The 21,839-nt window shown below is 66.3% G+C and carries 18 protein-coding genes; 13 read left to right on the top strand and 5 right to left on the bottom strand.

The window, feature by feature from the left end:
• Positions 1-86 precede the first annotated feature (86 nt).
• From KAK11_RS22180 to KAK11_RS10015, 3 genes are all read left to right on the top strand, one after another.
• Complete coding sequence (locus KAK11_RS22180; protein ID WP_210808804.1) at positions 87-1,655, top strand: methyl-accepting chemotaxis protein; 1,569 nt, start codon at positions 87-89, stop codon at positions 1,653-1,655.
• A gap of 30 nt (positions 1,656-1,685) precedes the next feature.
• Positions 1,686-3,455 carry a methyl-accepting chemotaxis protein gene (locus tag KAK11_RS10020; protein WP_246498714.1) on the top strand — a complete coding sequence of 590 codons (1,770 nt, stop codon included), beginning with the start codon at positions 1,686-1,688 and terminating at the stop codon, positions 3,453-3,455.
• Between the two features lie 82 nt (positions 3,456-3,537).
• Positions 3,538-4,083: a chemotaxis protein CheW gene (locus KAK11_RS10015; RefSeq protein WP_210808802.1), complete on the top strand. Its 546-nt coding sequence runs from the start codon at positions 3,538-3,540 to the stop codon at positions 4,081-4,083.
• A 62-nt stretch (positions 4,084-4,145) separates the two neighbouring features.
• Here KAK11_RS10015 and KAK11_RS10010 read toward each other — a convergent pair whose 3' ends face one another.
• Positions 4,146-4,952 (bottom strand): Crp/Fnr family transcriptional regulator, encoded by an 807-nt coding sequence (locus KAK11_RS10010; RefSeq protein ID WP_210808800.1) that lies wholly within the window; start codon positions 4,950-4,952, stop codon positions 4,146-4,148.
• A gap of 161 nt (positions 4,953-5,113) precedes the next feature.
• On the opposite strand from KAK11_RS10010, the gene KAK11_RS10005 reads away from it, so the two are divergent.
• Entirely contained in the window at positions 5,114-5,977 is an 864-nt protein-coding gene (locus tag KAK11_RS10005; RefSeq protein WP_210808798.1) for a fumarylacetoacetate hydrolase family protein, read from the top strand.
• Positions 5,978-6,290: 313 nt separating this feature from the next.
• Here the strand turns inward: KAK11_RS10005 and KAK11_RS10000 are convergent, their stop codons facing one another.
• Both KAK11_RS10000 and KAK11_RS09995 read right to left on the bottom strand, forming a co-directional pair.
• Entirely contained in the window at positions 6,291-8,465 is a 2,175-nt protein-coding gene (locus tag KAK11_RS10000) for an ATP-binding protein (protein WP_310737780.1), read from the bottom strand.
• On the bottom strand, positions 8,462-9,163 hold the full coding sequence (locus KAK11_RS09995) for a response regulator transcription factor (protein ID WP_210808796.1): 702 nt from the start codon (positions 9,161-9,163) through the stop codon (positions 8,462-8,464). The genes KAK11_RS10000 and KAK11_RS09995 overlap by 4 nt, the downstream gene beginning before the upstream one ends.
• 170 nt (positions 9,164-9,333) lie before the next feature.
• Here KAK11_RS09995 and KAK11_RS09990 point away from each other — a divergent pair, with 170 nt between their 5' ends.
• Entirely contained in the window at positions 9,334-10,623 is a 1,290-nt protein-coding gene (locus KAK11_RS09990) for an SPFH domain-containing protein (protein ID WP_210808794.1), read from the top strand.
• On the top strand, positions 10,620-12,098 hold the full coding sequence (locus KAK11_RS09985) for an SH3 domain-containing protein (protein WP_210808792.1): 1,479 nt from the start codon (positions 10,620-10,622) through the stop codon (positions 12,096-12,098). The genes KAK11_RS09990 and KAK11_RS09985 overlap by 4 nt, the downstream gene beginning before the upstream one ends.
• 3 nt (positions 12,099-12,101) lie before the next feature.
• On the opposite strand, the gene KAK11_RS09980 is transcribed toward KAK11_RS09985, so the two are convergent.
• A complete protein-coding gene (locus KAK11_RS09980; RefSeq protein ID WP_210808790.1) occupies positions 12,102-13,943 on the bottom strand; it encodes a S8 family serine peptidase in 1,842 nt (613 codons plus the stop codon).
• A 239-nt stretch (positions 13,944-14,182) separates the two neighbouring features.
• Between KAK11_RS09980 and KAK11_RS09975 the strand changes: the two genes are divergently transcribed.
• Genes KAK11_RS09975 through dsbD form a run of 7 tightly spaced genes read left to right on the top strand, consistent with a single transcriptional unit; the run spans position 14,183 to position 21,437 of the window.
• Entirely contained in the window at positions 14,183-14,635 is a 453-nt protein-coding gene (locus tag KAK11_RS09975; RefSeq protein WP_210808788.1) for a CPBP family glutamic-type intramembrane protease, read from the top strand.
• Positions 14,636-14,652: 17 nt separating this feature from the next.
• Positions 14,653-16,695, top strand: coding sequence for a choice-of-anchor D domain-containing protein (locus KAK11_RS09970; protein WP_210808786.1), 2,043 nt, complete (start codon positions 14,653-14,655; stop codon positions 16,693-16,695).
• Positions 16,692-17,201: a TlpA family protein disulfide reductase gene (locus KAK11_RS09965; protein ID WP_210808784.1), complete on the top strand. Its 510-nt coding sequence runs from the start codon at positions 16,692-16,694 to the stop codon at positions 17,199-17,201. Before KAK11_RS09970 ends, KAK11_RS09965 begins: the two co-directional genes overlap by 4 nt.
• Before the next feature lie 20 nt (positions 17,202-17,221).
• On the top strand, positions 17,222-17,470 hold the full coding sequence (locus KAK11_RS09960) for a DUF4266 domain-containing protein (RefSeq protein WP_210808782.1): 249 nt from the start codon (positions 17,222-17,224) through the stop codon (positions 17,468-17,470).
• Positions 17,457-18,587 carry a DUF3570 domain-containing protein gene (locus KAK11_RS09955; RefSeq protein ID WP_210808780.1) on the top strand — a complete coding sequence of 377 codons (1,131 nt, stop codon included), beginning with the start codon at positions 17,457-17,459 and terminating at the stop codon, positions 18,585-18,587. The genes KAK11_RS09960 and KAK11_RS09955 overlap by 14 nt, the downstream gene beginning before the upstream one ends.
• A gap of 8 nt (positions 18,588-18,595) precedes the next feature.
• A complete protein-coding gene (locus tag KAK11_RS09950; protein ID WP_210808778.1) occupies positions 18,596-19,561 on the top strand; it encodes an FAD:protein FMN transferase in 966 nt (321 codons plus the stop codon).
• Between the two features lies 1 nt (position 19,562).
• Complete coding sequence (dsbD, locus tag KAK11_RS09945; RefSeq protein WP_210808776.1) at positions 19,563-21,437, top strand: protein-disulfide reductase DsbD; 1,875 nt, start codon at positions 19,563-19,565, stop codon at positions 21,435-21,437.
• On the opposite strand, the gene arfB is transcribed toward dsbD, so the two are convergent.
• A complete protein-coding gene (gene arfB / locus KAK11_RS09940; protein ID WP_210808774.1) occupies positions 21,438-21,839 on the bottom strand; it encodes an alternative ribosome rescue aminoacyl-tRNA hydrolase ArfB in 402 nt (133 codons plus the stop codon).

The raw sequence follows: 21,839 nt of genomic DNA, 5'->3' as shown, positions 1-21,839 counted from the left end.
GCGCTGTATCCAACCTTGTTGAGCACCTTCAGGGTGGCGAGCCTCCAGCGGCCCGTCACCTTGACAGCGCATAGAAGGATCAGAACATGTCAGCCTGGATGAATTGGATGCGGCACTTCTCCATTCGATTGCGAATGAAGGGCGCCATCGCCATGGTGCTGGCCTTGTTCGCGCTCGTCGGCCTGACAGGCTTGGTCGGCGGCAACACCCTGGCCTCGCTGAACCACGAGTTCATGGAGCACTCCATCAAGGAAGTGCAAAACCTGGGTGACGTCAACGTCGCGCTCGGCCGGGTGCGGGTGCACGAAAAGGCCATGATCATCGACTACCAAGACGGCTTGGCGGTGCTCAAGCATCGCGAGGCTTGGCTGGCGGAGATCAAGCAGGTCAACACCGCGCTGGGCAGCTTGCTCGAAGGCGAAGAGGACGAAGACAACCCGCTGGCCCGCACCGCCCTCAAAGACCTGGAAGCCTATGTCAAGGCCACTCAGGTGGTGCTGGAAAAAATGCAAAACGGCGAGTATGACGATGTGCGAGTCGCCGACAAGGCGCTGGACGATGCCAAGCACTTGGTGAATAAAGTGGGGGCCAACCTCACCGCGATTGCCAAGATCGTGAACGAGGAAGCCGCCGCCAACCAAGCGGGCTTCGACGCTCAGATGACGCAAACGCTGTGGACCTTTGTGGCCACCATGACACTGGTCATCGTTGTGGTCGTGCCCTTGACCCTGATGAACTCCCACTCCATCACGGCGCCAATCAGCCATGCCCGTGAGGTGGCGCTGGCCATTGCAGACGGCAACCTGACGGCGGAGATCCACACCGACGGCAAGGACGAAACGGCCGATCTGCTGCGTGCCTTGGCCCATATGCAAAAAGAGCTGGGCAGCGTGGTCAGCGATGTGCGCCGCGCCAGCGAGAGCATCCATGTGGCCTCCAGCGAGGTGGCCTCGGGCAACGCAGACTTGAGCCACCGCACGGAAACCACCGCCAGCAGCCTGCAGCAAACGGCCTCGTCCATGGAGCAACTCACCAGCAGTGTGCGCCACAGTGCCGACGCTGCGGTGCATGCGGATCAACTCGCCAGCTCGGCCTCCTCGGTGGCCGAACGCGGCGGCCAAGTGGTGCACCAAGTGGTGCAGACCATGGGCGACATCCACACGGCCTCACGCAAGATCGCCGACATCATCGGCGTGATCGACGGCATTGCCTTCCAAACCAATATCTTGGCCCTGAACGCCGCGGTGGAAGCGGCGCGGGCGGGCGAGCAAGGCCGCGGCTTTGCGGTGGTGGCCTCTGAAGTGCGCAGCCTGGCCGGACGCTCCGCCGCGGCGGCCCGCGAGATCAAGACCCTGATCCAAGCGTCGGTCGAGCGCATCGACGGCGGCACCCGCCTGGTGCAAGACGCCGGCACCACGATGACCGACATCGTGCAGTCGGTGCAGCGCGTCACCGAAACCATTCAAGGCATTACCCAAGCCACCGCGCAACAAAGCGATGGCATCAGCCAGGTCAACGGTGCCGTCAGCCACTTGGACCAAATGACCCAACAAAACGCCGCCTTGGTCGAGCAAAGCGCCGCTGCCGCGGAGAGCCTGCGAGACCAAGCTGAGCGGCTCAACGCCGTCGTCGCCCGCTTCCGGGTGTCTGCTTGATTTCTCGATCGACTAGAAGTTGTCCCCACCATGATTCAACTGCTTCGCCAACTGTCCATTCAACGGCGCCTGCTGGGTGCGATGGGCCTGATCAGCCTGGTGCTGGTCAGCCTGGGCGCCTGGGCGGCCTTGGCCTACAAAGAAGTGCAAGCCCAAGCCGACCAGATGCTGAAATGGCAGATGGAGACGCAGCGCGACAGCAGCACCGTGCTGGCCTCCCTGGAGCGCATGGCGCGCATGGAGCAAGCAGTGCTGTTGACGGCCAACAATGCCGTCGAAGCCGCTGAGCAAAAGACGGCCTGGGGCAAGCAAGTCAAGCAAGCCAACGACTTGTTGGAGGCCGCCAAGGCCAGCGACAGCAGCGACACCCAGCGCAACACCCATGTCACAGCAGGCCTGGCCGCCTTGAAAGCCTATGCCACCGAGGTCGAGCCGGTGTTGCAGCAGGTGGTGGACGCCAAGATCGATGCCAACGCCGGCTATGCCTACACCAGCCGCGCTCAGCCCTCGCTGGACCAAGCCCGCACCTCGCTGGGGGCCTGGGCCACCGCCACGCAAGACAGCATCACCCAAGCGCGCGCCCAACAACGCGAGCGCGGCCAGATGCAATCGAACTTCCGCGCTGGCAGCGCCTTGCTGGTGATGGCCATGGCCATGTGGCTGATGGTCAACGTGGCCCGCTCCGTGACCCGCCCGCTGCAAGAAGCAGCCTCTCAAGCCCAGCGCATGGCCGAGGGGGACTTGAACGCGGTGCAGCAAGACAAAGGCCGCGATGAGGTCCACGACTTCATGACCGCACTGGACCACATGCGCAGTTCCTTGCGCAGCGTGGTGGCCAAGGTGCGCGATGGCTCCAACAGCATTCACCTGGCCAGCACCGAGGTGGCCTCGGGCAACCTGGACCTGAGCCAGCGCACCGAGCAAACCGCCAGCAACCTGCAGCGCACCGCCAGCGCGATGGAAGAGCTGACCAGCACCGTGCAGCACAGCGCGGAGTCGGCCACCCAGGCGAACCAACTCGCGGCTTCGGCCGCAGAAGCGGCCCAGCGCGGTGGCAAGGTGGTGGCCGAGGTCGTCTCCAATATGGCCGAGATCTCTGGCGCCAGCCGCAAGATTGCCGACATCACCAGTGTGATCGACGGCATTGCCTTCCAAACCAATATCCTGGCCCTGAATGCTGCGGTCGAGGCCGCCCGAGCTGGCGAGCAAGGCCGCGGCTTTGCGGTTGTGGCTGGAGAGGTGCGCTCGCTGGCCCAGCGATCGGCCGAAGCGGCCCGCGAGATCAAGACGCTGATCGGCGGTTCGGTCGAAAAGGTCGAAACCGGCGCCCGCTTGGTGGGCGTGGCCGGCACCGCCATCGACGAGTTGGTGTCCTCAGTCAACCGGGTCAGCGACATCATTGGCGAGATCTCGTCCGCCGCGGTGGAACAAAGCCGAGGCATCAGCGAAGTCAACACCTCGGTGGCCGAGCTCGACCAAATGACCCAGCAAAACGCCGCGCTGGTGGAGCAAGGCGCCGCCGCTGCGGCCAGCATGCGCTCGCAAACCGAGCTGTTGATCTCAGCGGTGTCTGCTTTCCAGTTGGGCGACGCACCAAGGTTCAGCAGCCCGGCTGCGCCCGTCCTGCGGCCCGCATCGGCGCCGAGTGCGCCGGCGGCCCATGAGACGGCCGCCCAGCAGGTCTTGGCCCAGGTGGCAAAGGCCCCCTCAGCGCCCCTCAAACCTGCCGCAGCCCCCTCGCCGATGGCCAGCCCTGCCCCCAAAGCGGCCGCAGACGACGGGGACTGGGAAACATTTTGAACCCTTGAATGCCACCGCAGACCTGCCGATAACACGCCATCTTGAGATTCTCCCTTCCGCCGCCCGCCACTAAGGACCGACCATGGACATGATTGCTGAAGCCCCCCTCGCTACCCGCCAAGAGGCTGATCGTGCACTGCCGGGGTCCCGCGGCCGAGTGCCCACTGGCGCCTCAGCGGCTCATGGCGAATACCTGACCTTCCGCTTGGGCGGCGAGGAATACGGCATCGACATCCTGCGCGTGCAAGAAATCCGCTCCTACGAGCAGCCCACCCGCATTGCCAATTCGCCCTCCTTCCTCAAGGGCGTGGTCAATCTGCGCGGCGTGATCGTGCCCATCATCGACTTGCGGGTGAAGCTGGGCTGCGACTCAGCTGACTTCAATGCCTTCACGGTGGTGATCGTGCTCAACATCCGCGGCCGCGTGGTCGGTGCGGTGGTCGACTCGGTGTCGGACGTGCTGGAGCTGTCCCGCGACGCCATCAAGCCCGCCCCCGAGATGAACAACCAGGTGGACATGTCTTACCTGACGGGCATCGCCAATGTCGGCGACCGCATGTTGATCCTGATGGACATCCAAGCCCTGATGAGCTCGGCCGACATGGGCCTGATCGACAGCATCGGCTGATCTGCGCCCCGGCCGCATCGCGCGGCCCCTGCCCTGCCAAGCCCTGCGGCCCCGCTGCCCCTTTACAGGGCGCGGCGGGCTAAGGCGGGAATGTCCAGCACATGGACGGTGTAGCCGTCGACCCGAATCACGCCTTGGTCGGCGAGGCTGCGCATCAGCCGAGACAGTGTTTCTGGAGTAATGGCCAGCTGAGAGGCGATGTCGCGCTTGCGCATGGGCAAAGCCACCGCGCCGTGGCTGGCCTCGGGCCCCGCAGGGCGGCACAGCGACATCAGCCAAGCTGCCAAACGTGCCGGCGCGTCTTGATGCAGCAAAGCCTGTGAAGCCAGTGCCAGGCCGCGAACCTCGCGCGCCAGCGAGACCACCATACGCTGCGACAGCGCGGGCGAGCGCTCAAACACCGACCGCAGCGCAGCGCAGGGCATCTGCACTACGGTCGCCGCGGAGAGCGCCAGAGCGTCTTGCGCATGCGGCACGCACAGCCAGCCCGCACTCGCATCCAGCCAGGCGGGGCCTTGCAAGTGCTGCTCAATGCGAAAGCTGCCTTCAGCCTGATGCAGGCCCAAAGCCACATCACCCTGGCTGACCCAGAAGACGCTTTGCGCCACCTGCTGCCGGCTGAAGACAAGGCTGCCCTGAGCCACCGAGCCCACTTGGGCCACGCGGTTCAGGGTCGCGGCCTCAGCGGCCGTGATGGCCTGGCCTTGGAACAATTCAGACCAATCATCCACATTGGGCAGCGCTGCGGATGCGGGACTGCGGCTGGCGGTGTTGGCCAAAGCTTGGCGCACCCGTGCGCGGGCGCGGGTCAGCGGAGCGCGTTCGTCCACGGGGGCAAATCCAACGGGGCTGGCGGGGTGGTGGTCCATGAAATCTCTCGCGTGGGGCCGTTGTGCCGACTGTCCACGAGCCGCCAGCCGCCCGAGTTGCGCCAGATCAAGGCCCGCCGCCAACCAAGGCTGCGCTTTGAGACTAGGTCGATCCGCCTCAAATCCGCTAGGCTTTGGGGCCTGTTAACAGACCCAAGTCCATGAAACTGCTCCGCTACGGACCGCCGGGGGCCACACGCCCGGCTTTGTTGGATGCCCAAGGCCAGGTGCGCGACCTGGGTGGCTTGCTGGCCGACATCACGCCGCAAACGCTCTCGGCGGAGGGCTTGACGGCACTGCGTGCCTTAGACCCACAGGCTTTGCCGGTGGTGCTCAAGCCTGGGCGCCTGGATGTGCCGTGGTCGGGCTTGGGCAAGTTCATCTGTATCGGCCTGAACTATGCCGACCATGCGGCCGAAGCCGGCCTGCCCTTGCCGTCAGAGCCCGTGATCTTCATGAAGGCCATCAGCTGCCTCTGCGGCCCCACCGACCCCACGGTGCTGCCCCCTGACTCCACCCGCAGCGACTGGGAGGTCGAGTTGGGCGTGGTGATCGGCCGCACGGCCCGCCATGTCAGCGAAGCCGACGCCCTGGCCCATGTGGCCGGCTACTGCGTGGTCAACGATGTGTCGGAGCGGGCTTATCAGTTGGAGCGCGGCGGCACCTGGGACAAGGGCAAGGGCTGCGACACCTTTGGCCCGGTCGGCCCTTGGCTGGTGACGGCCGACGAAGTGCCCGACCCGCAAGCGCTGGATCTGTGGCTGGAGCTGAACGGCCAGCGCATGCAAAACGGCAATACGCGCACCATGGTGTTCAGCGTGGCGCACATCGTCAGCTATGTGAGCCGCTTCATGACCCTGCAGCCCGGGGACTTGATCAGCACCGGCACGCCGCCTGGCGTGGGCATGGGCATCAAGCCGAACCCGGTCTACCTGAAACCTGGCGATCAGATGCGATTGGGCGTGGCGGGCCTGGGCGAGCAAACCCACACGGTGCACGCTTGGGACCCTGCGCTCTTGGCCTGAAGACAGGCCCCCAAAAGCAAAGGCGCACTGACGTGGCAGAAAAAGCAAAGGGCCACTGACGTGGCAGAAAAAGCAAAGGGCCACTGACGTGGCCCTGGGCTTACCGCAGAGCTAAAAAGCCAGCGGTCACTGAGACTCCGGTCACGGGTTCCGGGTTCCGCCCATTGGTGCGGTCGGTTGTTTTTGTCGCAGTGAGATCATTGTGCAAGCATTTCGTGACGGTGATGTGACGAGATGAGGGGGGTTATCCCTGCAAACGTGGGACGGGGTTTTCCCAGGACTTCCGTCACGCCACAAAGTCACTACAGCGTGGTTAAGCCCCCAACAGGCTCAAGCGCACCGTCACCCCCCCGGGTGTGTTGTCCAAACGGATGGTGCCGCCCATCTTGGCCATATAGGTGCGGGCCACAAACAAGCCCTGTCCACGGTGACTGCCCTCTCGGGTGTCGCCGAGCAAGGGGGCCTCGTCCGACACGCCGTAGTCAAACACCCGCTCCAGCAACTCAGCCGGCACCTGGGGGCCCTGGTTGTGAACCTGCACCTCCACGCCTTGTTCGGTGGCCATCAGGCGCAGCTCGATGGGCGAGCCCGGCGTGCGATAGCGATCGGCATTGCTCAGCACATGGGTCACCACATCTTCCAGGGCATATTCGTCGGCCCGCACGCGCAGTGGCGTGTCCGACGCCGGCGCCTCCAACACCACCTGCTCAATGCCCGCATGGGGGGCGTTCTGGGCCACTTGCCGCAAAAAGGCGGCGATGTCCAAGGCCTGCACACCCAGTGTGGTGGCTTCAAAGGCCTCGGTGGGCGAGGCCTGGCCGTAAAGCACTTTGATGGCCTGCTGCATGCGCTGGATGTAGCGATGGCTGGGGTCCTCAGCGCTGCCATGCAGGGCCATCAACGATTGCAAGGGCGACATGATCTCGTGCCCCACCGCATGCCACTGGTCTTTCTCTTGCTGCACGCGTAGGTGCTCGCGCCGCACATCGTCATTCACGCGCTGCATCAGGTCACCCAAGGTGCCCGCCAACAGGCCCAGCTCATCCGCGCCGCGCAGGTCGGCCACGTCCAGCGTGACGGCACTGGCCGGGCCCTTGACCTCTTGCGACACCCGGGCCGCGCGCTGCGTCAGCACCGTGATGCGCCGGATGATGCGCAGCTCGATGGCCAACCAGGTCAACAACACCGCCAGCAGCATCGCCCCCACAAACCAGGCCACCCGCGTGGCCACCACGCTGAGCTGGCGGTTGACGCTGCGCACATCGCCCGTCAATGTCAGCTCATAAGTGCCCAGGCTGGTGCGGATGGTCTCGCGCGCCACCAAGGGCGTGTCATAGCCATCCACCGGCAAGCGGCGTATCAAGGCATCCATCAGCGGGGCGCTGGGTTCTTTGTCGACCTGACCACTCAGCTCGGCCACTTGTGCGCCGCTGGCGCTGCGGATGTTCAGCGTCTCACCCGGCAGCAACAAGGCTTGCAGGGCCTGCAGTGAAAACGGCGCCGTCGGCTCGCCCTGGGCGCTGTCGAACAAAGGCGCACTGTCGGCCCCCGGCGGCAGCACCTGCACGCGCAGCAGCATGCGGTCCAGGTCCGCCGGCGGCCACACCACCTGGGCGCGGCGCAGATGCAGATCGTCCCGGAACACCTCCACTGGCAAACGCACCGAGAAGAAGGCTTGACGCAGGCAGTCCTCGGGCTCTGCAGCGCTGGCCGCCGCAGAGGGCACCGGCCCTAAACAGCGCAGATCGCGCCAAAGCCAGCCGCGAAAGTCCCGCACTGGCTTGTCGGCCGTCTGGCCGTCCTCACCCTCCACAAAGCCGGTCAGCCGGCCGCGCTGGGCCAAGCTGCTGCCCGCGGCCAAGGGCTCGAGCCCCGCCTCAAAGGGGGCCATCCAACGAGAGGTTTGACCGCGCATTTGCAGGGTCACCCGCACGCGATGCGCAGCGCTCAGGTCACGCTCCCCCACCCGCCGCGCCACCAGGGCCGGGCTGGGCACGCTGCCCACGGCGTAGATGAAGCCCCCCGCCAACGGGCTGCTGCCAATGGCCACACACAACTGGGCCTCTTGGCCGCCGGGCAAGGCGTAGCGCACGCCACAGCCGGCCATCTCCACCGCCTGCTGCACCTTGGCGCGGTCGTCAAAGTCGATGGCGGAGAAGGGCAAGACCACCGGCCGCAGCCCCACGCCGGGCTGGGGCGCCATGCTCGGGTTGAGCAGGGCCAACTGGCCCGTGGGGTGGCGCAGCCGGTCGCTGATCTGGCCCAGGGTCTTGGCAAAACCCTGGGTATAGCTTTGTAGGCCCTGGATCTTTTCTTCGATCAATACCGACAGCGCCAAGCCGAGTGTGGCCAGCGCCAGCAGGGCAAACGCACCGCGAAAGAACACCCGCAGGCGCAGCGGAATGCGGGCGGGCAGCAGCAATTGGCTGCCGCGCGTCCACAGCGAGGCCGCCCCGGCAGAGACCGCGGTGCGGCCCGTCTCGCTCACGGCCCGCTCCAGCGAAAGCCGCGCATGGGGATGTTCTCGATGGCCTCAAAGCCCTCGTCCAGCTCTCGAAAGGCGTCGCGAATGGTGCTGACGTGCTTGCGGATGTTGTCGCGGTTGCGCCCGCTCTTGACCACCTGGTAGAGCTCTTCGTAGCTCACCACCTCACCTTTGCGTTGCACCAAGGCGGCCAAGATGCGCTGGGCTGTCAGCGGCAGGTTGATGCGCTGCCCGCGCCACAGCGCACTGCCCTGGCGCAGCGGGTCCAGCACCAGCTCGGGCGCAGCAGCCGTGGCCGGCGCGCTCGCAGCAGGGCTGCGGTCTTTGGTGGCGCGCAGGATGTCGAGCAGGGTCTCGATGAAGTCGGCTTCTTCAAAGGTCGTCTTTTGCAGATAGTCCCAGGCGTCCAGCGCCTTCATGATGCTGCGGTAGATGGCCGCCGGCATGGCCGAGACCACCAGCACCGGCGTGCCCGGTCGGTGCTTGTTCAAGGTGTTGATCAGGGCCACGCCCGCATTGCGCTCCCGGCCCAGCTCGATGTCCATGAGCACCAAGTCATAGCGCTCTCTCAGCAGCGCGGCCTCGGCCTCGTCGCGGTTGAACCAGGCGTGGACCTGGGCGTCGGGGCGGGCGGCTGCAATCCAGCCGCGCAACTGCTGGCTGGTGGGTGCATCGTCTTCGATCACAGCAATCAGGGTCATGCACCCCATTATCAGGAGGAGTGGCGGATGGGGCTGTGAGGATTTCTTCCGGGCCCGGAAGAAAGCCGCGGCCAAACGGGAGCAAAGCCTCCCTGCCCCACGCTTTTTTGCTCCGGGGCCTTTGCGAAGAATGATCTCCATCGCAACCCCACTCGCTCAAGGAGCACACGATGGACACCGCCCCCGACACCCCGAACTCACGCCTCTCCCGCCTGGCCCAGGCCGCTCGCCGCGCGGTGAGCGGCAGCGCCAATGCCTTGGGCCAAGCCACTGGCGGGCTGGCCTCAGGCCTCTTGGGCGCACGGCGCGGCCTCCTGCTGCTGGCCGGTGTTGGCGCCCTGGGCTGGGCTCTGGTCAATCACCCGCCGCTGAGCACCGTGGCGGCCGGTGAGGCAGGCCTGCGCAACAACCTGCTGACCGGAGGCAGCACCGAGTTCCGGGAGGGCAGCGTCGTGGTACTGCCCGGCCTGCATCAGCTGCGCCGCCTGCCGCTGCGCGACCAGCTCTATCGCCCCACCGACAGCGCCAGCGCCACCGGGCCTTCGCCCTTTCAGTCGGTGGAAGGGCTGTCGCTGGGCGTGGATTTGAGCGTGCGCTGGGCGGTGGACCCGGCCAAGCTCTCCAGCAGCGCCCGCAACCTGCCCGCCGACATCGGTCAAGACATCGTGCAGCCCGCCGTGCAAGGCGTGGTCTACAAGACCATGGCGCGCTACACCGTGCGTGAAATCTTCTCCAGCAAGCGGGCCGACATCCAGCAGCAGATCGAGGCCGAGCTGCGGCCCAAGCTGGCGGCCGATGGCCTGCTGCTGCGCAGTGTGCAGATTGGCAAGGTGGACTTGCCGGCCGACTACCGCCGTGGCATGGACCAACTGCTCTCGGAAGAACTCTCCAGCGAGAAGATGCGCTACACGCTGGAGCTGAAGGAAAAGCAGGTCAAGCAGACCGAGCTGGAAGCCCAGGCCGAAAAGGTGCGCCGTGAGACCGATGCCGAAGCCGCCGCACGGGAACAGGTGATCGCTGCCAAAGCCCAAGAAGAAGCCATGAAGCATGTGCTGCCCTTCAAGCAAAAGCAGATCGAGCAGCGCCAACTCGAAGCAGAGGCCGAGAAGGTCGCCCGCATCCGCAGCGCCGAGGGCTCGGCCCAAGCGCGCCGCATTGAGTCCCAGGGCGAGGCCGACTCGCGCCAAAAGCTGGCCGACGCCGAAGCCTACCGCCTGGCCAAAGTCGGCCAAGCCAACGCCGAGCAAATGGCCCGCGAAGGCGCCTTGGTCACCCGCCACCCGCTGCTGATCCAAAAGACCATGGCTGACAAGCTCAGCGACAAGATCCAAGTCATCATCGCGCCGCCGCCCAGCAACGGCGATTTCCTGGGCGCCGCGCTGATTGGCGGCATGCAAAAGACCGCGCGCGCCACCCCAGCCGCCGACGACAGCGCTGCCCCAGAAGGAGCCGAGCAATGATCGCCGCCGCAGCTCTCAGCCTGGCCCTGGTCACCCAAGACGCGGCGCCCCTGCGCGCCGCCGCCAACGACAACGCGCCCACCCAAGCCCAGCTCTGGCCCGGTGATGCGCTGGAGGTGCGCGGCGAGCGCCTGGGCTGGCTGCAGGTGTGGGACCACCGCCGTGAGCGGCCGGGCTATATCCGGGCCACGCAAGTGCGCCCCATCAGCACCGATGCGGCCAGGGCGCAAGAGTTGCTGTCCGTGCTGCGCTTTGTGCGCGACACACCGGGCACCGAAAGCCTGGGCATTGGCTACGCCGCCGCTTACCTCAGGGCCGTGCCCGCCGCCCAACTCAACCCCGAAGCCTTGGAGGCCGTGGGCCAAATGGCCGAGCGCCTGGCCCAGCGGGCCTCCAGCCGCAATGCCGTGGCTTTGGCTCAGGCCGGAGTGACGGCCGCGCCCACCGGGGGCGTGGACGCACGGCTGTCTGGCCATTTGGACGGCGTGCGCGCTTACGGCGTCAACTTCCAGAGCATTGAGCAAGACGGCAGCGTGCGCCTGTGCTACGACGGCGAGGCCTACCAACGCTTGCTGGCCCACCCGCAAGCCACGCCGGAGCACAAAGGCCGCGCCCTGCTCGGCCTGACGCGCCATGACTGCGTGGCGCCCACCTTGACCCTGAGCGAGCGCGAGGGCCACACCCAGCGCCGTGCCGCGCTGCTGGACAGCCTGAACGCGAGCGAGTGGACCGCCCTGCCCGAGCAGATGCGCAACCAACTGCGCCTGCGCCGCGCCGGGGTTTGGGCCGAACTGGCCCACTCGCAAGCGCGCAGGGGGCAGGCCGCGCAGCCGGCGGGCCAGCGAGCGGTGCACGAGCTGGCCGCCATCCTCAAGACTGAGTTAAGTGAAGACGACCAAGCCGCCTACAAAGAAGCGGCGATCCGCGTCGGCGCTTCACGCTGGGCGGCCGAAGCGGCGGTCACCGCGCCAACCCTGTCGGCCAGGCCCAGCCTGATGACCCAGGCCGGTGAGCCCGGCCAAACCTGTGTGCTGCTGGTGGATGCCCAGCATGGCCCGCAAGCACCGCTCTTGAAGCGCTGCACCTGGGGCGTGCCGTGGCTGGCCTCGGCCAAGGTCAATGTGCGCGGCGATGCCGTGGCCCTGGCTGTGCAGCCCCTGCCCGCCTGGCGTGAGCTGTGGCTGATGAAGAAGACCGACAGCGGCTGGGTCGTGGAGGTGTTGCCGCCGGCCAGCGGCAATGTGCTGGGCAGCGACATCGGCTATGTCGAGTTCGCCGGCTGGGTGCCCGAGGCCGAGCCCAAGCTGCTGCTGGCGCGTGAAAGCCGCACGGAGGGCCGCTTCACGCGCCGCTTTGAAGTCGCGCTGCAAGACACGCTCAACATCGACAAACAGGCGAGTACGCCAGAGTTGTTGAGCGGCTTCAAGCGCTGGGCCGAGCCCGCCTGGCGCAAGCAGACGGTGGCCCTGCGTTAAGGCTTAGAGGGCGATACCCACCAAGGCCGCGCTCTTGCGTGGGTTGATCAGGTTGACCCGCCCGGGCTTGCCGTCCGCCCCGGCTTGGCGCTCGGCGCCGTCCAGGATGGCCGTCTTGAGCTGCACCGGCGTGAGGCCCGGCTTGAGCGCCAGCAGCTTGGCGGCCAAGTTGGCCACCTGCGGGCTGGCCATGCTGGTGCCGCTGAGCTTCATGCGCACGCCGCCGGGCACCGGAGCCTCGACTTCAAAACCATTGGCATGCACGGCCACGGTCTTGCCGAAGGTGGAAAAGCTGGTCTCCGTCCCGGCCTTGTCCACCGCGCCCACCGTGATCAAGTTGGGGAGCGAGAAGCCTGCGGGGATGTACTCCTCGAAGTCCGCGCTGTTGTCTTCATTGCCTGACCCGGCCACAAAGAAGATCTCAGGAGCCCCTGCAATCGCCTGATGCAGCGCGTCTCTCTCGATCTTGAAGAGCCGCTGCGCCTCTTGCTTGCGGGCCTCGGGGCTACCACCCATGTTGTGATAGGCCATCGCGGATTCATACGCACTGGGGCCATAGCGCCAGCTCATGTTCACCACTTTGACGCCGGCTTTCTTGAAGCCTTGCACCATGGCGGTGTAAGCGGCGGCCGTGGCCTTGGAGCGATCCTCGTTGGGCTTGAAGGGCTCGTTCAAGTGGCTCCACAGCATGGTGGCGGCATAGACCTGCGCAAAGGGGTTGCCGTCCACCGCGATGCCGGCCACATGCGTGCCGTGCACATACAGGCCGGCCAGCGAAGCGTCCTCAGAAAAGGCCTTCACCTGATCGGCCTTGAGCCCCGCCATCTTGGCGCGGAAGGCACGCGACTCCGGCGTGTCCAAGGCCGCGCGTTGGTCCATCGCGCCCTTGATCACCGCCCGCAGCTCAGGCCAGCGGCCCTGGGCTTCTCCCAGGGGGCGCAGCAAATGGGGTGAGGGCTTGGCGTCGTCATCAAAGGCCATGCCCTTGGCGGCTGCTGTCTTGAAGAGGGCGAGGTCCACGCCCGAATCCCAGATGCCCACGACAACCGGCTGCGCTGGGGCCGTGGCGGGGATGGCAAAGGTCCGCGGGGTCCAGATGTCGGGTTTGGCCACGGCTTGTGCCTGGGCGTCGATCACTGCTTGCAAGCCGGCCACCACCGCTTGCTTATTCGCAGCCAGCAATTCCAATTGCATGCGTGAGTTGACGATGGCGGTGACCAAGCCTTCGGGGATGGTCATCTGCCCGTTCTTGGCCACGGCATCCACTTGGGATTGGAACGCACCTTTGATGAGTTCAGGATTGAAGGTCTCAATGCCGCCCTTGTTGGCCTTGACCACGGCTTGCACGTCGGCCCAAGGCAAGGCGCCATAGCGGCGTTGAACTTCGGCTTGCAGCCAGGCCGCGTCGCGGCCCTCGGCGCGCTGCTGCGACAACAAGTCTGTGAGCAGGCCGCTGGTCAGCTTGCCACCGGCCTTTTCTTGCAGGGCTCGGCCCTTGGCCGTCCACTGCGGCACGGCCGCCCAGTCGCCCCGCAATTGGGCCATCGCGGCCAAGGCGGCGTAGTACTCACGCTGGGTCGCGGGATCTTGAATGTCATAGCGCTGCAGGTCGGCCAGCAGGTTTTTCTCGACCGGGGCGGCAATGGCCTGCAGTTCGGCCAAAGGCACCGCCAGCAGTTCGCTGGGCAGCTTGGGCAAGGTGACGGTGCGGCGCGGGAGTTGGTCCGCTTGGGTGATGACGGTGCGGGAGGCCGCAGGGGTGGCGTCTGCAGCCAGCGTGCTGCCGGCAGACATCAGCGACACGGTCAAGGTGGCGACCGCCAAAGAGAGCGAAGTCAGCTTCATCGAAAGGGCTCCTGTTGAGAGGAGTCAGATGCTAAGGCCATGGGCCACGAGCAGCTACTCAGAGCCGATCAACTGCAGATTCAGGCGCATGAACGGCACCGCGCTGGGATGACCAGAGGAGCACGTCAGCCCTGGTGCTTTCCCGAATCTTCGGCGCGGCCTGCAACCTGCCAAGCGAAGTGTGGAACTGACAGCACATCAGAGGCCATCTCGGCCGCTGCGCTTTGAGTTCACGACCCATGTCGTCCCAGCCTGTTTCACCGTTGCTTGCTGTGCATCTCAGCCACCGTCTTGGCGGATGGTGCACGCCCGCGGCCCTGCTGTGGCTGGTCTGCACCGTGACAGCGCTGCTGTGCCTGCCTTGGGCCGTGGTGTGGCGCAGTGTGCTGCTGGGGCCGTGGGTGGAAGAGACGCTGTTCCGCAGCGGGCTCCAGACCGCCTTGAGCAAACGCCTAGCCGGGCATTGGGCCAACCTCGTAACGGCACTGGCCTTTGCAGCGTGCCATGCCGCCCTGCAGCCAAACCCGGCCGCATGGCTCACCGTGCTACCCGCCTGGGTGATTGGCATCGTCTTTCAACGCACAGGCCGTCTGTGGCCCTGCATCGCCCTGCACGCCGGGGCGAATCTGCTGTGGCACCTGGCCCTGGCCGCTCATCTCTCCCCTCTTCTCTCCCCTCTTCTCTCCCCTTGACTGCGAAGGACTGATTCATGACGCCTCGTCTTAACCCCTTGCCCCTGGCCGCTGCGCTGTGCTTGATGTCCACGGTGCCCTCGGTGTGGGCCGCCGCCAACCCCGTGCGGGGCGGCACGCTCTATGACACCAATTGCATGGCCTGCCATGGGCCGGCCGAGTCCCCCACCAATGCCCGTTCGCTCAACACGCGCAACACGCCTTCGGTGCTGCAAAGTGCAATCACTGCCAACCGTGGCGGCATGGGCGTGTTTTCCAGCACGCTCAGCGCAGCTGACCAAGCGGATATCGCTGCCTTCTTGGGGAACGCGCCCACCGCACTGAGCTTTGCCAGCACACCGGTGGGCAGCAGCAGCGCCAAGCAGACCTTGACCGTGCGCACGGGCCGCGTGGCGCTCAGCAACATCACCGTCAGCACCTCTGCCGAGTTCACCCGCCAAGGCGGCACCTGCGGCAGCACGCTGGCAGCCAACAGTGCTTGCACGGTGGATGTGCTGTTCCAGCCCACCCAGGCGGGCCAGCGCAGCGGCACGCTGAGCCTGGTGCACAGCGGCATCCCGGACGGCGTGAGCGTGGGCCTGAGTGGCACCGCGACAGCCGTGGCCGTGCCCACCTTGACGCTCAATGCCACCAGCCTGGACTTTGGCAATCAGACCTTGAACCAAAGCAGCGCCAGCCGCAGTGTCACGGCCAGCAACTCCGGCACAGCCGCCCTGAGCTTCAGCAGCTTGGCGGTGAGTGGCGCTGCGGCGGCGGACTACACCACGGCCGGCACCTGCAGCACCAGCGTAGCCTTGCAGCCCGCGCAGAGCTGCACGGTGGAGCTGACCTTCCGGCCCAGCGCCGTGGGCAGCCGCAGCGCCACCTTGCAGCTTGCCTCCAACGCCAGTAACGGCACCGGCAGCGTAGCCCTCAGTGGCAACGGCCAACAAGCGCCCGCCCCGGTGGTCAGCCTCTCTCCGAGCAGCCTGGACTTTGGCAACCAAGTCGTCGGCACCAGCAGTGCCAATCGCAACATCACGCTCAGCAACACCGGCAACGCGGCCCTGAGCATCACCGGCATTGCCGCCAGCGGGGCCTTTGGTGTCAACCATGCCTGCGGCAGCAGCTTGCCAGCGGGCGGCAGTTGTACCTTGCAAGTGAGCTTCACCCCGACCGGCGCCGGGGCTGCCAGCGGGGCCATCACCGTCACCAGCGATGCGGCAGGCTCACCCCAGCGCGTGAGCTTGAGCGGCACGGGCACGCTGAGCTCACCGACCTTGGTGTGGAGCCCGGCCACCACCAGCTTGGCCTTTGGTGAGGCCACCGTCGGCGCGGCCAGTGCGATGAAGACGCTGACGCTGAGCAACCAAGGCCCGGGCGATGCCACACTGGCCAGCCTGGCCCTGAGCGGCACCCATGCCAGCGACTACCGCGTCGATGCCAGCTCCACCTGTGCGCAAGGCCTGGCGCTGCCGGCCAACAGCACTTGCACGGTCAAGCTGAGCTTCACACCCAGTGCCGCAGGTGCTCGCGATGCCGCGCTGACCGTCAGCAGCAACGGCAGCAACCCCGGCACCATTGCGCTGGGGGGGACGGGGGTGGCGGCGGCCGCGCCTAAGCTGATGTTGTCGACCTCATCCTTGAGCTTCAGCGTGCCTGCAACTGGCGGCACCTCGGCCGCTCAAACGGTGACGCTGAGCAACAGCGGCAACGCGGCGCTGAACATCAGTGCCTACAGCAGCAGCAATGCCGCCTTCAGCGTCAGCCCCGGCAGCAGCAATGGCTGTGCAGCCGCGCCGCTGACCCTGGCGCCCGCAGCCACCTGCACACTGCAAGTGACTTGGGCATCGGGCAACGCGGAGCAAGCCAGCGGCACGCTGCAAATCAGCAGCAATGCGGCGGGCAGCCCAGCCGCAGTGACGCTGAACGGGCAACGTGAGTCGGCCACCAACCAAGGGGGTGGCGGCTGCACCGTGGGCGGTGGAGAGGCCCGCTTCGACCCGCTGCTGTGGGGCATGACGCTGCTGGCCGGCCTGCTGCTGTGGCACCGCCGCAAGGCACAAGGGGGTCAGGCATGAGCGACCTCCTCACGCGGCGCCAGAGCCTGCAGGGCTTGGCCCTGTGGGTGGGCGGCGGCCTCGCTGCGACACCGGCCTGGGCGGGCGAGTCCGTTCCGGCCCTCAGCCTGCCCAAAGCGGACGGCAGTGTGGTGCCTCTGCTGAGCCCAACGTCCAAGCTCACTTATGTGGACTTCTGGGCCTCGTGGTGCGGCCCCTGCCGACAGTCATTCCCCTGGATGAACAAGCTGCACCAGCGCTTCAAGGACAAGGGCTTGTCCATCGTGGCTGTGAACCTGGATGCCAAGCGGGCCGACGCCGACCGCTTTTTGGCGGAGATGCCCGCGCAGTTCACCGTGCTCTTTGACGCCACGGGCCGCAGTGCGCGGGAGTTTCAAGTCAAGGGCATGCCCAGCTCCATGCTGGTGAACGCCCAACGGGAGCTGGTGTGGCGGCACACCGGCTTCAAGGAGAGTGACGCCGCTGGGATCGAGACTCGCTTAGCGCAAGCGCTAGGTCTCGCATGAAAACTAAAGTGAGTATGAGCATGACAAGTACAACAGCCCGCAGGTCTTGCGGCGCACACTTTGCCGCGCTGAGTCTGGTGCTGCTGTCCACCTTGGGCGGCTGCGCCATGACACCCCCCGCAGCCTGGGAAAAGGGCCAACTGGCCAAGCCGGCGATGCGCATGGACGGCGACGGGCTGGAGCAGCGCTTCACCCAGCACATTTATGCCAGCAAAGAGAACGCCTCGGGCGGCCAAAGCGTGGGCGGAGGTGGCTGTGGCTGCAACTGACGCGACAAGCTGCAGCAGCGTCTTGGCCGCAGCCTTGCTGCTGCCCGGCCTGGCTGCACCTGCCATGGCCCAGCAAGCACCTGAAAAGACCGAGTTGTCTTTCAAGTTGTTGGACTATCAAGACCGCCAGCCCGGCCTGGAGCGTACCCATGTGCGAGCCCCTTCGCTGGGCTTGATCACCCCGCTGGGTGAGCAGTGGGGCTTGGAAGCCGGTTTGGTCAGAGACACGGTCTCCGGTGCCTCGCCGCGCTGGCACAGCGCTGTCTCTGGCGCCTCCCGCCAGACCGAGCGCCGCGATGCCGGGGACCTGCGCATCACGCACTATGGCCATCGCCAGTCGTGGAGCGTGGGGACCGCGCTGTCGGATGAGAATGACTACAGCTCGCGCAGCCTGTCGGTAGAGCACCGCTGGAGCACCGAGGACAACAACCGCAGCTATCAACTGGGCCTGGGTTGGACGCGCGACAAGATCGGGGCCACGGGCCAGCCCAGTCTGCAAGAGAAGCGCCGCACGCTGGAGACCATGGCCTCGGTGACCCAGGCTTGGACCGCCAGCGACCTGGTGCAGTTCAGCCTGACCCATCGGCGCGGTGAGGGCTTTTATTCGGACCCCTACAAGTTCCCGGATGTCCGGCCCCGCAGCCGCCACCAAAGCACCGCACTGCTGCGCTGGAACCATGCCATTGACGCCTGGGATGCGGCGCTGAAACTGAGCTATCGCTGGTATGGCGACAGCTTTGGCGTGCGCGCCCACACGCTGGAGGGTCACTGGGTGCAAAGCATAGGGTCGCGTTGGACCATCACGCCTGGCCTGAGGCTTTACAGCCAGCGCGCGGCCTCGTTCTATGTGGACCCCCGACCGGGTAGCGACGCTCCGCCGGCTCTGCCCGGAGAGGGCAGCAACGGGCTGGTTTCGGCCGATCAACGGCTGGCCGGCTTCGGCGCGGTGGCGCTGTCACTGAAGGGTGAGTGGATGGTCTCTCCCGCACTCAGCCTGGATGTGCGCGTGGAGCAGTACGAGCAGCGTGGCGCCTGGCGTGTGGGCGGTGAGGGCTCACCAGGCTTGGCACCGTTCTCGGCCCGGCATTGGATGCTGGGTGGCAGCTACAAATTCTGAGGATGGCCATGCTCTCGTCTGCACCTCAACAGCGTGGTCTGGCCTGGGCGCCGCCTGAAGCGGCGGAGCCCACCGAGCATGACCTCGGCTTCAGCTTTGTGGCCCTGGGCGGTGAGGCTGAGCTGCGCCTCACCGGGCACAGCCAAGCCCTCTTGCTCGAGGCCGTGGAGGCCGCGCAGGCCGAGATCCTGCGCATTGAGCGGCAGTACTCCCGCTACCGCATCGACAGTGTGTTGTCCTGCATCAACGCCACAGCGGGCACGGGCTGTGGCATCCGCGTGGACGACGAAACCGCCGGTCTGCTGCACTTTGCCGACCGCCTGTTCCAGCAAAGCCAGGGGCTGTTCGACATCACCAGCGGCGTGTGGCGACGGGCCTGGGACTTTCGCTCAGGCCGCCTGCCCAGCGAGGCAGAGTTGGCCGCCCTGCGCCCCTGTGTCGGATGGGACAAGGTGCGCTGGGACGGGGAGTCGATCTACCTGCAGCACGCCGGCATGGAGTTGGACTTTGGCGGCTTCGGCAAAGAGTACGCCGCCGACCGCGCTGCGGCGGTGCTGCTGAGCCATGGTGTGAACAGCGGCTATGTCAACCTCGCGGGTGACATACGGGTGCTAGGCCCCCACCCCAGTGGCCGGCCCTGGCAGATGGGCCTGCAACACCCCCGCGCCCCCGACACCGTGATGGCCCATGTTGCGATGACTGACGGGGGCCTGGCCACCAGCGGTGACTACGAACGCTACTTTGACGTCAACGGCCAACGCTACTGCCACTTGATCGACCCTCGGAGCGGCTGGCCCGTGCAGCACTGGCAGTCCATCAGCGTGGTCGCACCGCTGTGCATTGCCGCAGGCTCGCTGAGCACCTGCGCGATGCTGATGGGCGCGGCGGGCGCCGACTGGCTGCGGGCTCAAGGCGCGCGCTTCTTGGCGGTGGATGCGCAAGGGCGCATGGATGGCCATTTGTGGACTCACTGACATGATGAACCTCACGATTCACCGCGGCCTGGGCGGCGCCCTGTTGGCCCTGAGCCTGCTGAACCCTGCGTTAGCCGAAGACAATTTCTTGGAGCCCGCTCAGGCCTTCAAACCCAGCGTCAGCATCACCGAGGGCCGAACCGCGCAACTGAGCTTTGCCATCGCTCCGGGCTACTACCTCTATCGCGAACGCACCGAGATCAGCGGTTTGGAAGGCACGCGCTTGGACGCCTCCAGCGTGCAACTGCCAGAAGGCCTCACCAAGTTCGACCCCAACTTTGGCAAAGACATGGTGGTGTGGAAGCAGCAGGCCACACTGCGCTTCACCGTCGCACCAGGCCAGGCGGACGCACGTTATGCCGTGCGCTACCAGGGCTGTGCAGAGCAAGGCCTGTGCTACCCCCCTCAAGCCGGTGAGTTGAGGGTCAGCACGGGGGCGTCTGGCGAGCTTCAAGCGCAGTGGCGAGAAGATGACAGCAGCTTGCCGAGCAGCACAGCGCTCGCAGCGCCGGTCGCCGCAGCCACGGCCGACAAGGCGAGCACCCGCACCCAAGGCAGCACCAGCCTCAAGGAAACCCAAGCCGATGATGTGAGCGGCATCGTCGCCGCTCTGCATTCGGGCCAGTGGCTGTGGGTCGTGGGCTTGTTCTTCGTCTTTGGGCTCGGCCTGTCCTTCACGCCCTGCGTGCTGCCCATGATGCCGATTTTGTCGTCCATCATCGTGGGGCAAACGGGCACGGTCTCGCGCGCGCGCGGTTTCATGCTGGCCCTCTCTTATTCCATGGGCATGGCCTGCATCTACACCTTGATGGGGGTAGCGGCCGGGCTGGCGGGTGCGGGCTTGGCGGCCGCACTGCAGAACCCCTGGGTCTTGGGGGCATTCGCTTTGCTGCTGAGTGCACTGGCGCTGTCGATGTTTGGCGTCTGGGAGTTTCAGATGCCCGCTGCCGTGCAAACCCGGCTGCAAGGCGCAGCCTCACGCCTGCCGGGTGGGCAGCATGCGGCCGTCTTTGCCATGGGCGGCTTGTCGGCGCTGATGGTCGGGCCTTGTGTAGCGGCCCCTTTGGCCGGTGCCTTGGTCTACATCGGCCAGACCCGGGATGCGGCCCTGGGCGCGGTGGCTTTGTTCAGCCTGGCCATGGGCATGAGCATTCCCTTGTTGGCGCTGGGCTTGTCGGCCGGCACCTTGCTGCCCCGGGCCGGGCCCTGGATGGAGCGGGTCAAGACGGTGTTTGGCGTGCTGCTCTTGGGCGTGGCCTTGTGGCTGGTGGCGCCGGTGCTGCCGCAGGCCGTGGTGATGCTGCTGCTGGGCGCAGGCCTGTTGGTGGGTGCTGTGGCGGCCTTTCGGGCGACCGTGCTGGCCAAGGGCTTGGCCTTGCTGGCTGGCCTCTGGGGTGCCAGCTTGGTGATCGGTGCGCTGTCGGGTGGCACGGCTTACTTGCAGCCGCTGCGGCACCTGGCAGAGCGCAGCAGCACCGCAGCCGTGGCGGGCACGGCGGCGCAGCCCGAGGCGCCGCGATTCGAGCGGGTCAAGGATGTGGCTTCCCTCAATCTGGCCTTGAATGCAGCCCGTCAGCGCGGGCAGGCCGTGATCCTGGACTTCTACGCGGACTGGTGCACGTCTTGCAAGGAGATGGAGCACCTGACCTTTGCCAAGCCCGAGGTGCAGGCGCGCATGGCCAAGGCCTTGTTGCTGCAGGCGGATGTCACGGCCAACGATGCCGCAGACCGCGCCCTGCTGCGCCACTTCACCCTGTTTGGCCCACCCGCCGTGTTGCTCTTTGATGCGAAAGGCCAGGAGCAAACCCAGGCCCGCATCGTCGGCTTCATGCCGCCAGAGAAGTTCTTGGGGCGTCTGGCTCAAGTGGGGCTGTAGTCAATCGTCAACCCGAGCACGACCCGCTTTGACCTGCGCGCGCACGGCCTTGCCCTGCAGCCTTCGTTGCTGCGAGCCGCGCGTCGGCCGGGTGGGCTTGCGCTTCTTGGGCACCTGGGCGGCGGCGTCCACCAGGGCTTGCAGGCGCAACATGGCGTCAGCTTGGTTCTGCGGCAGGCTGCGGTAGTCTTGGGCCTTGATGACGACCACGCCGTCGGCCGTGATGCGGCTGTCAGGCAGCGCCAGCAAGCGCGCCTTGACGTCCGCGGGTAGCGAGGAGGCCTGGATGTCAAAACGCAGGTGCACGGCGTTGGACACCTTGTTGACGTTTTGGCCGCCGGCCCCTTGCGCCCGGATGGCGCTGAAGCTGACCTCGTCGAGGGAGACCTGGGGGCCAGCCAT

Origin of the sequence: Ideonella paludis, from assembly GCF_018069865.1 — a bacterium.
Taxonomy (GTDB): domain Bacteria; phylum Pseudomonadota; class Gammaproteobacteria; order Burkholderiales; family Burkholderiaceae_C; genus Ideonella; species Ideonella paludis.
Note: the sequence above shows the minus strand (reverse complement) of the source record. Positions and strands in the feature narration are given on the sequence as shown.

Excerpts from the sequence above, each read along its gene's own strand:
- KAK11_RS22180 (WP_210808804.1), top strand. The coding sequence starts at position 87 with ATGTCAGCCTGGATGAATTGGATGCGGCACTTCTCCATTCGATTGCGA.
- KAK11_RS10020 (WP_246498714.1), top strand. The coding sequence starts at position 1,686 with ATGATTCAACTGCTTCGCCAACTGTCCATTCAACGGCGCCTGCTGGGT.
- KAK11_RS10015 (WP_210808802.1), top strand. The coding sequence starts at position 3,538 with ATGGACATGATTGCTGAAGCCCCCCTCGCTACCCGCCAAGAGGCTGAT.
- KAK11_RS10010 (WP_210808800.1), bottom strand. The coding sequence starts at position 4,952 with ATGGACCACCACCCCGCCAGCCCCGTTGGATTTGCCCCCGTGGACGAA.
- KAK11_RS10005 (WP_210808798.1), top strand. The coding sequence starts at position 5,114 with ATGAAACTGCTCCGCTACGGACCGCCGGGGGCCACACGCCCGGCTTTG.
- KAK11_RS09995 (WP_210808796.1), bottom strand. The coding sequence starts at position 9,163 with ATGACCCTGATTGCTGTGATCGAAGACGATGCACCCACCAGCCAGCAG.
- KAK11_RS09990 (WP_210808794.1), top strand. The coding sequence starts at position 9,334 with ATGGACACCGCCCCCGACACCCCGAACTCACGCCTCTCCCGCCTGGCC.
- KAK11_RS09985 (WP_210808792.1), top strand. The coding sequence starts at position 10,620 with ATGATCGCCGCCGCAGCTCTCAGCCTGGCCCTGGTCACCCAAGACGCG.
- KAK11_RS09980 (WP_210808790.1), bottom strand. The coding sequence starts at position 13,943 with ATGAAGCTGACTTCGCTCTCTTTGGCGGTCGCCACCTTGACCGTGTCG.
- KAK11_RS09975 (WP_210808788.1), top strand. The coding sequence starts at position 14,183 with ATGTCGTCCCAGCCTGTTTCACCGTTGCTTGCTGTGCATCTCAGCCAC.
- KAK11_RS09970 (WP_210808786.1), top strand. The coding sequence starts at position 14,653 with ATGACGCCTCGTCTTAACCCCTTGCCCCTGGCCGCTGCGCTGTGCTTG.
- KAK11_RS09965 (WP_210808784.1), top strand. The coding sequence starts at position 16,692 with ATGAGCGACCTCCTCACGCGGCGCCAGAGCCTGCAGGGCTTGGCCCTG.
- KAK11_RS09960 (WP_210808782.1), top strand. The coding sequence starts at position 17,222 with ATGACAAGTACAACAGCCCGCAGGTCTTGCGGCGCACACTTTGCCGCG.
- KAK11_RS09950 (WP_210808778.1), top strand. The coding sequence starts at position 18,596 with ATGCTCTCGTCTGCACCTCAACAGCGTGGTCTGGCCTGGGCGCCGCCT.
- dsbD (WP_210808776.1), top strand. The coding sequence starts at position 19,563 with ATGATGAACCTCACGATTCACCGCGGCCTGGGCGGCGCCCTGTTGGCC.
- arfB (WP_210808774.1), bottom strand. The coding sequence starts at position 21,839 with ATGGCTGGCCCCCAGGTCTCCCTCGACGAGGTCAGCTTCAGCGCCATC.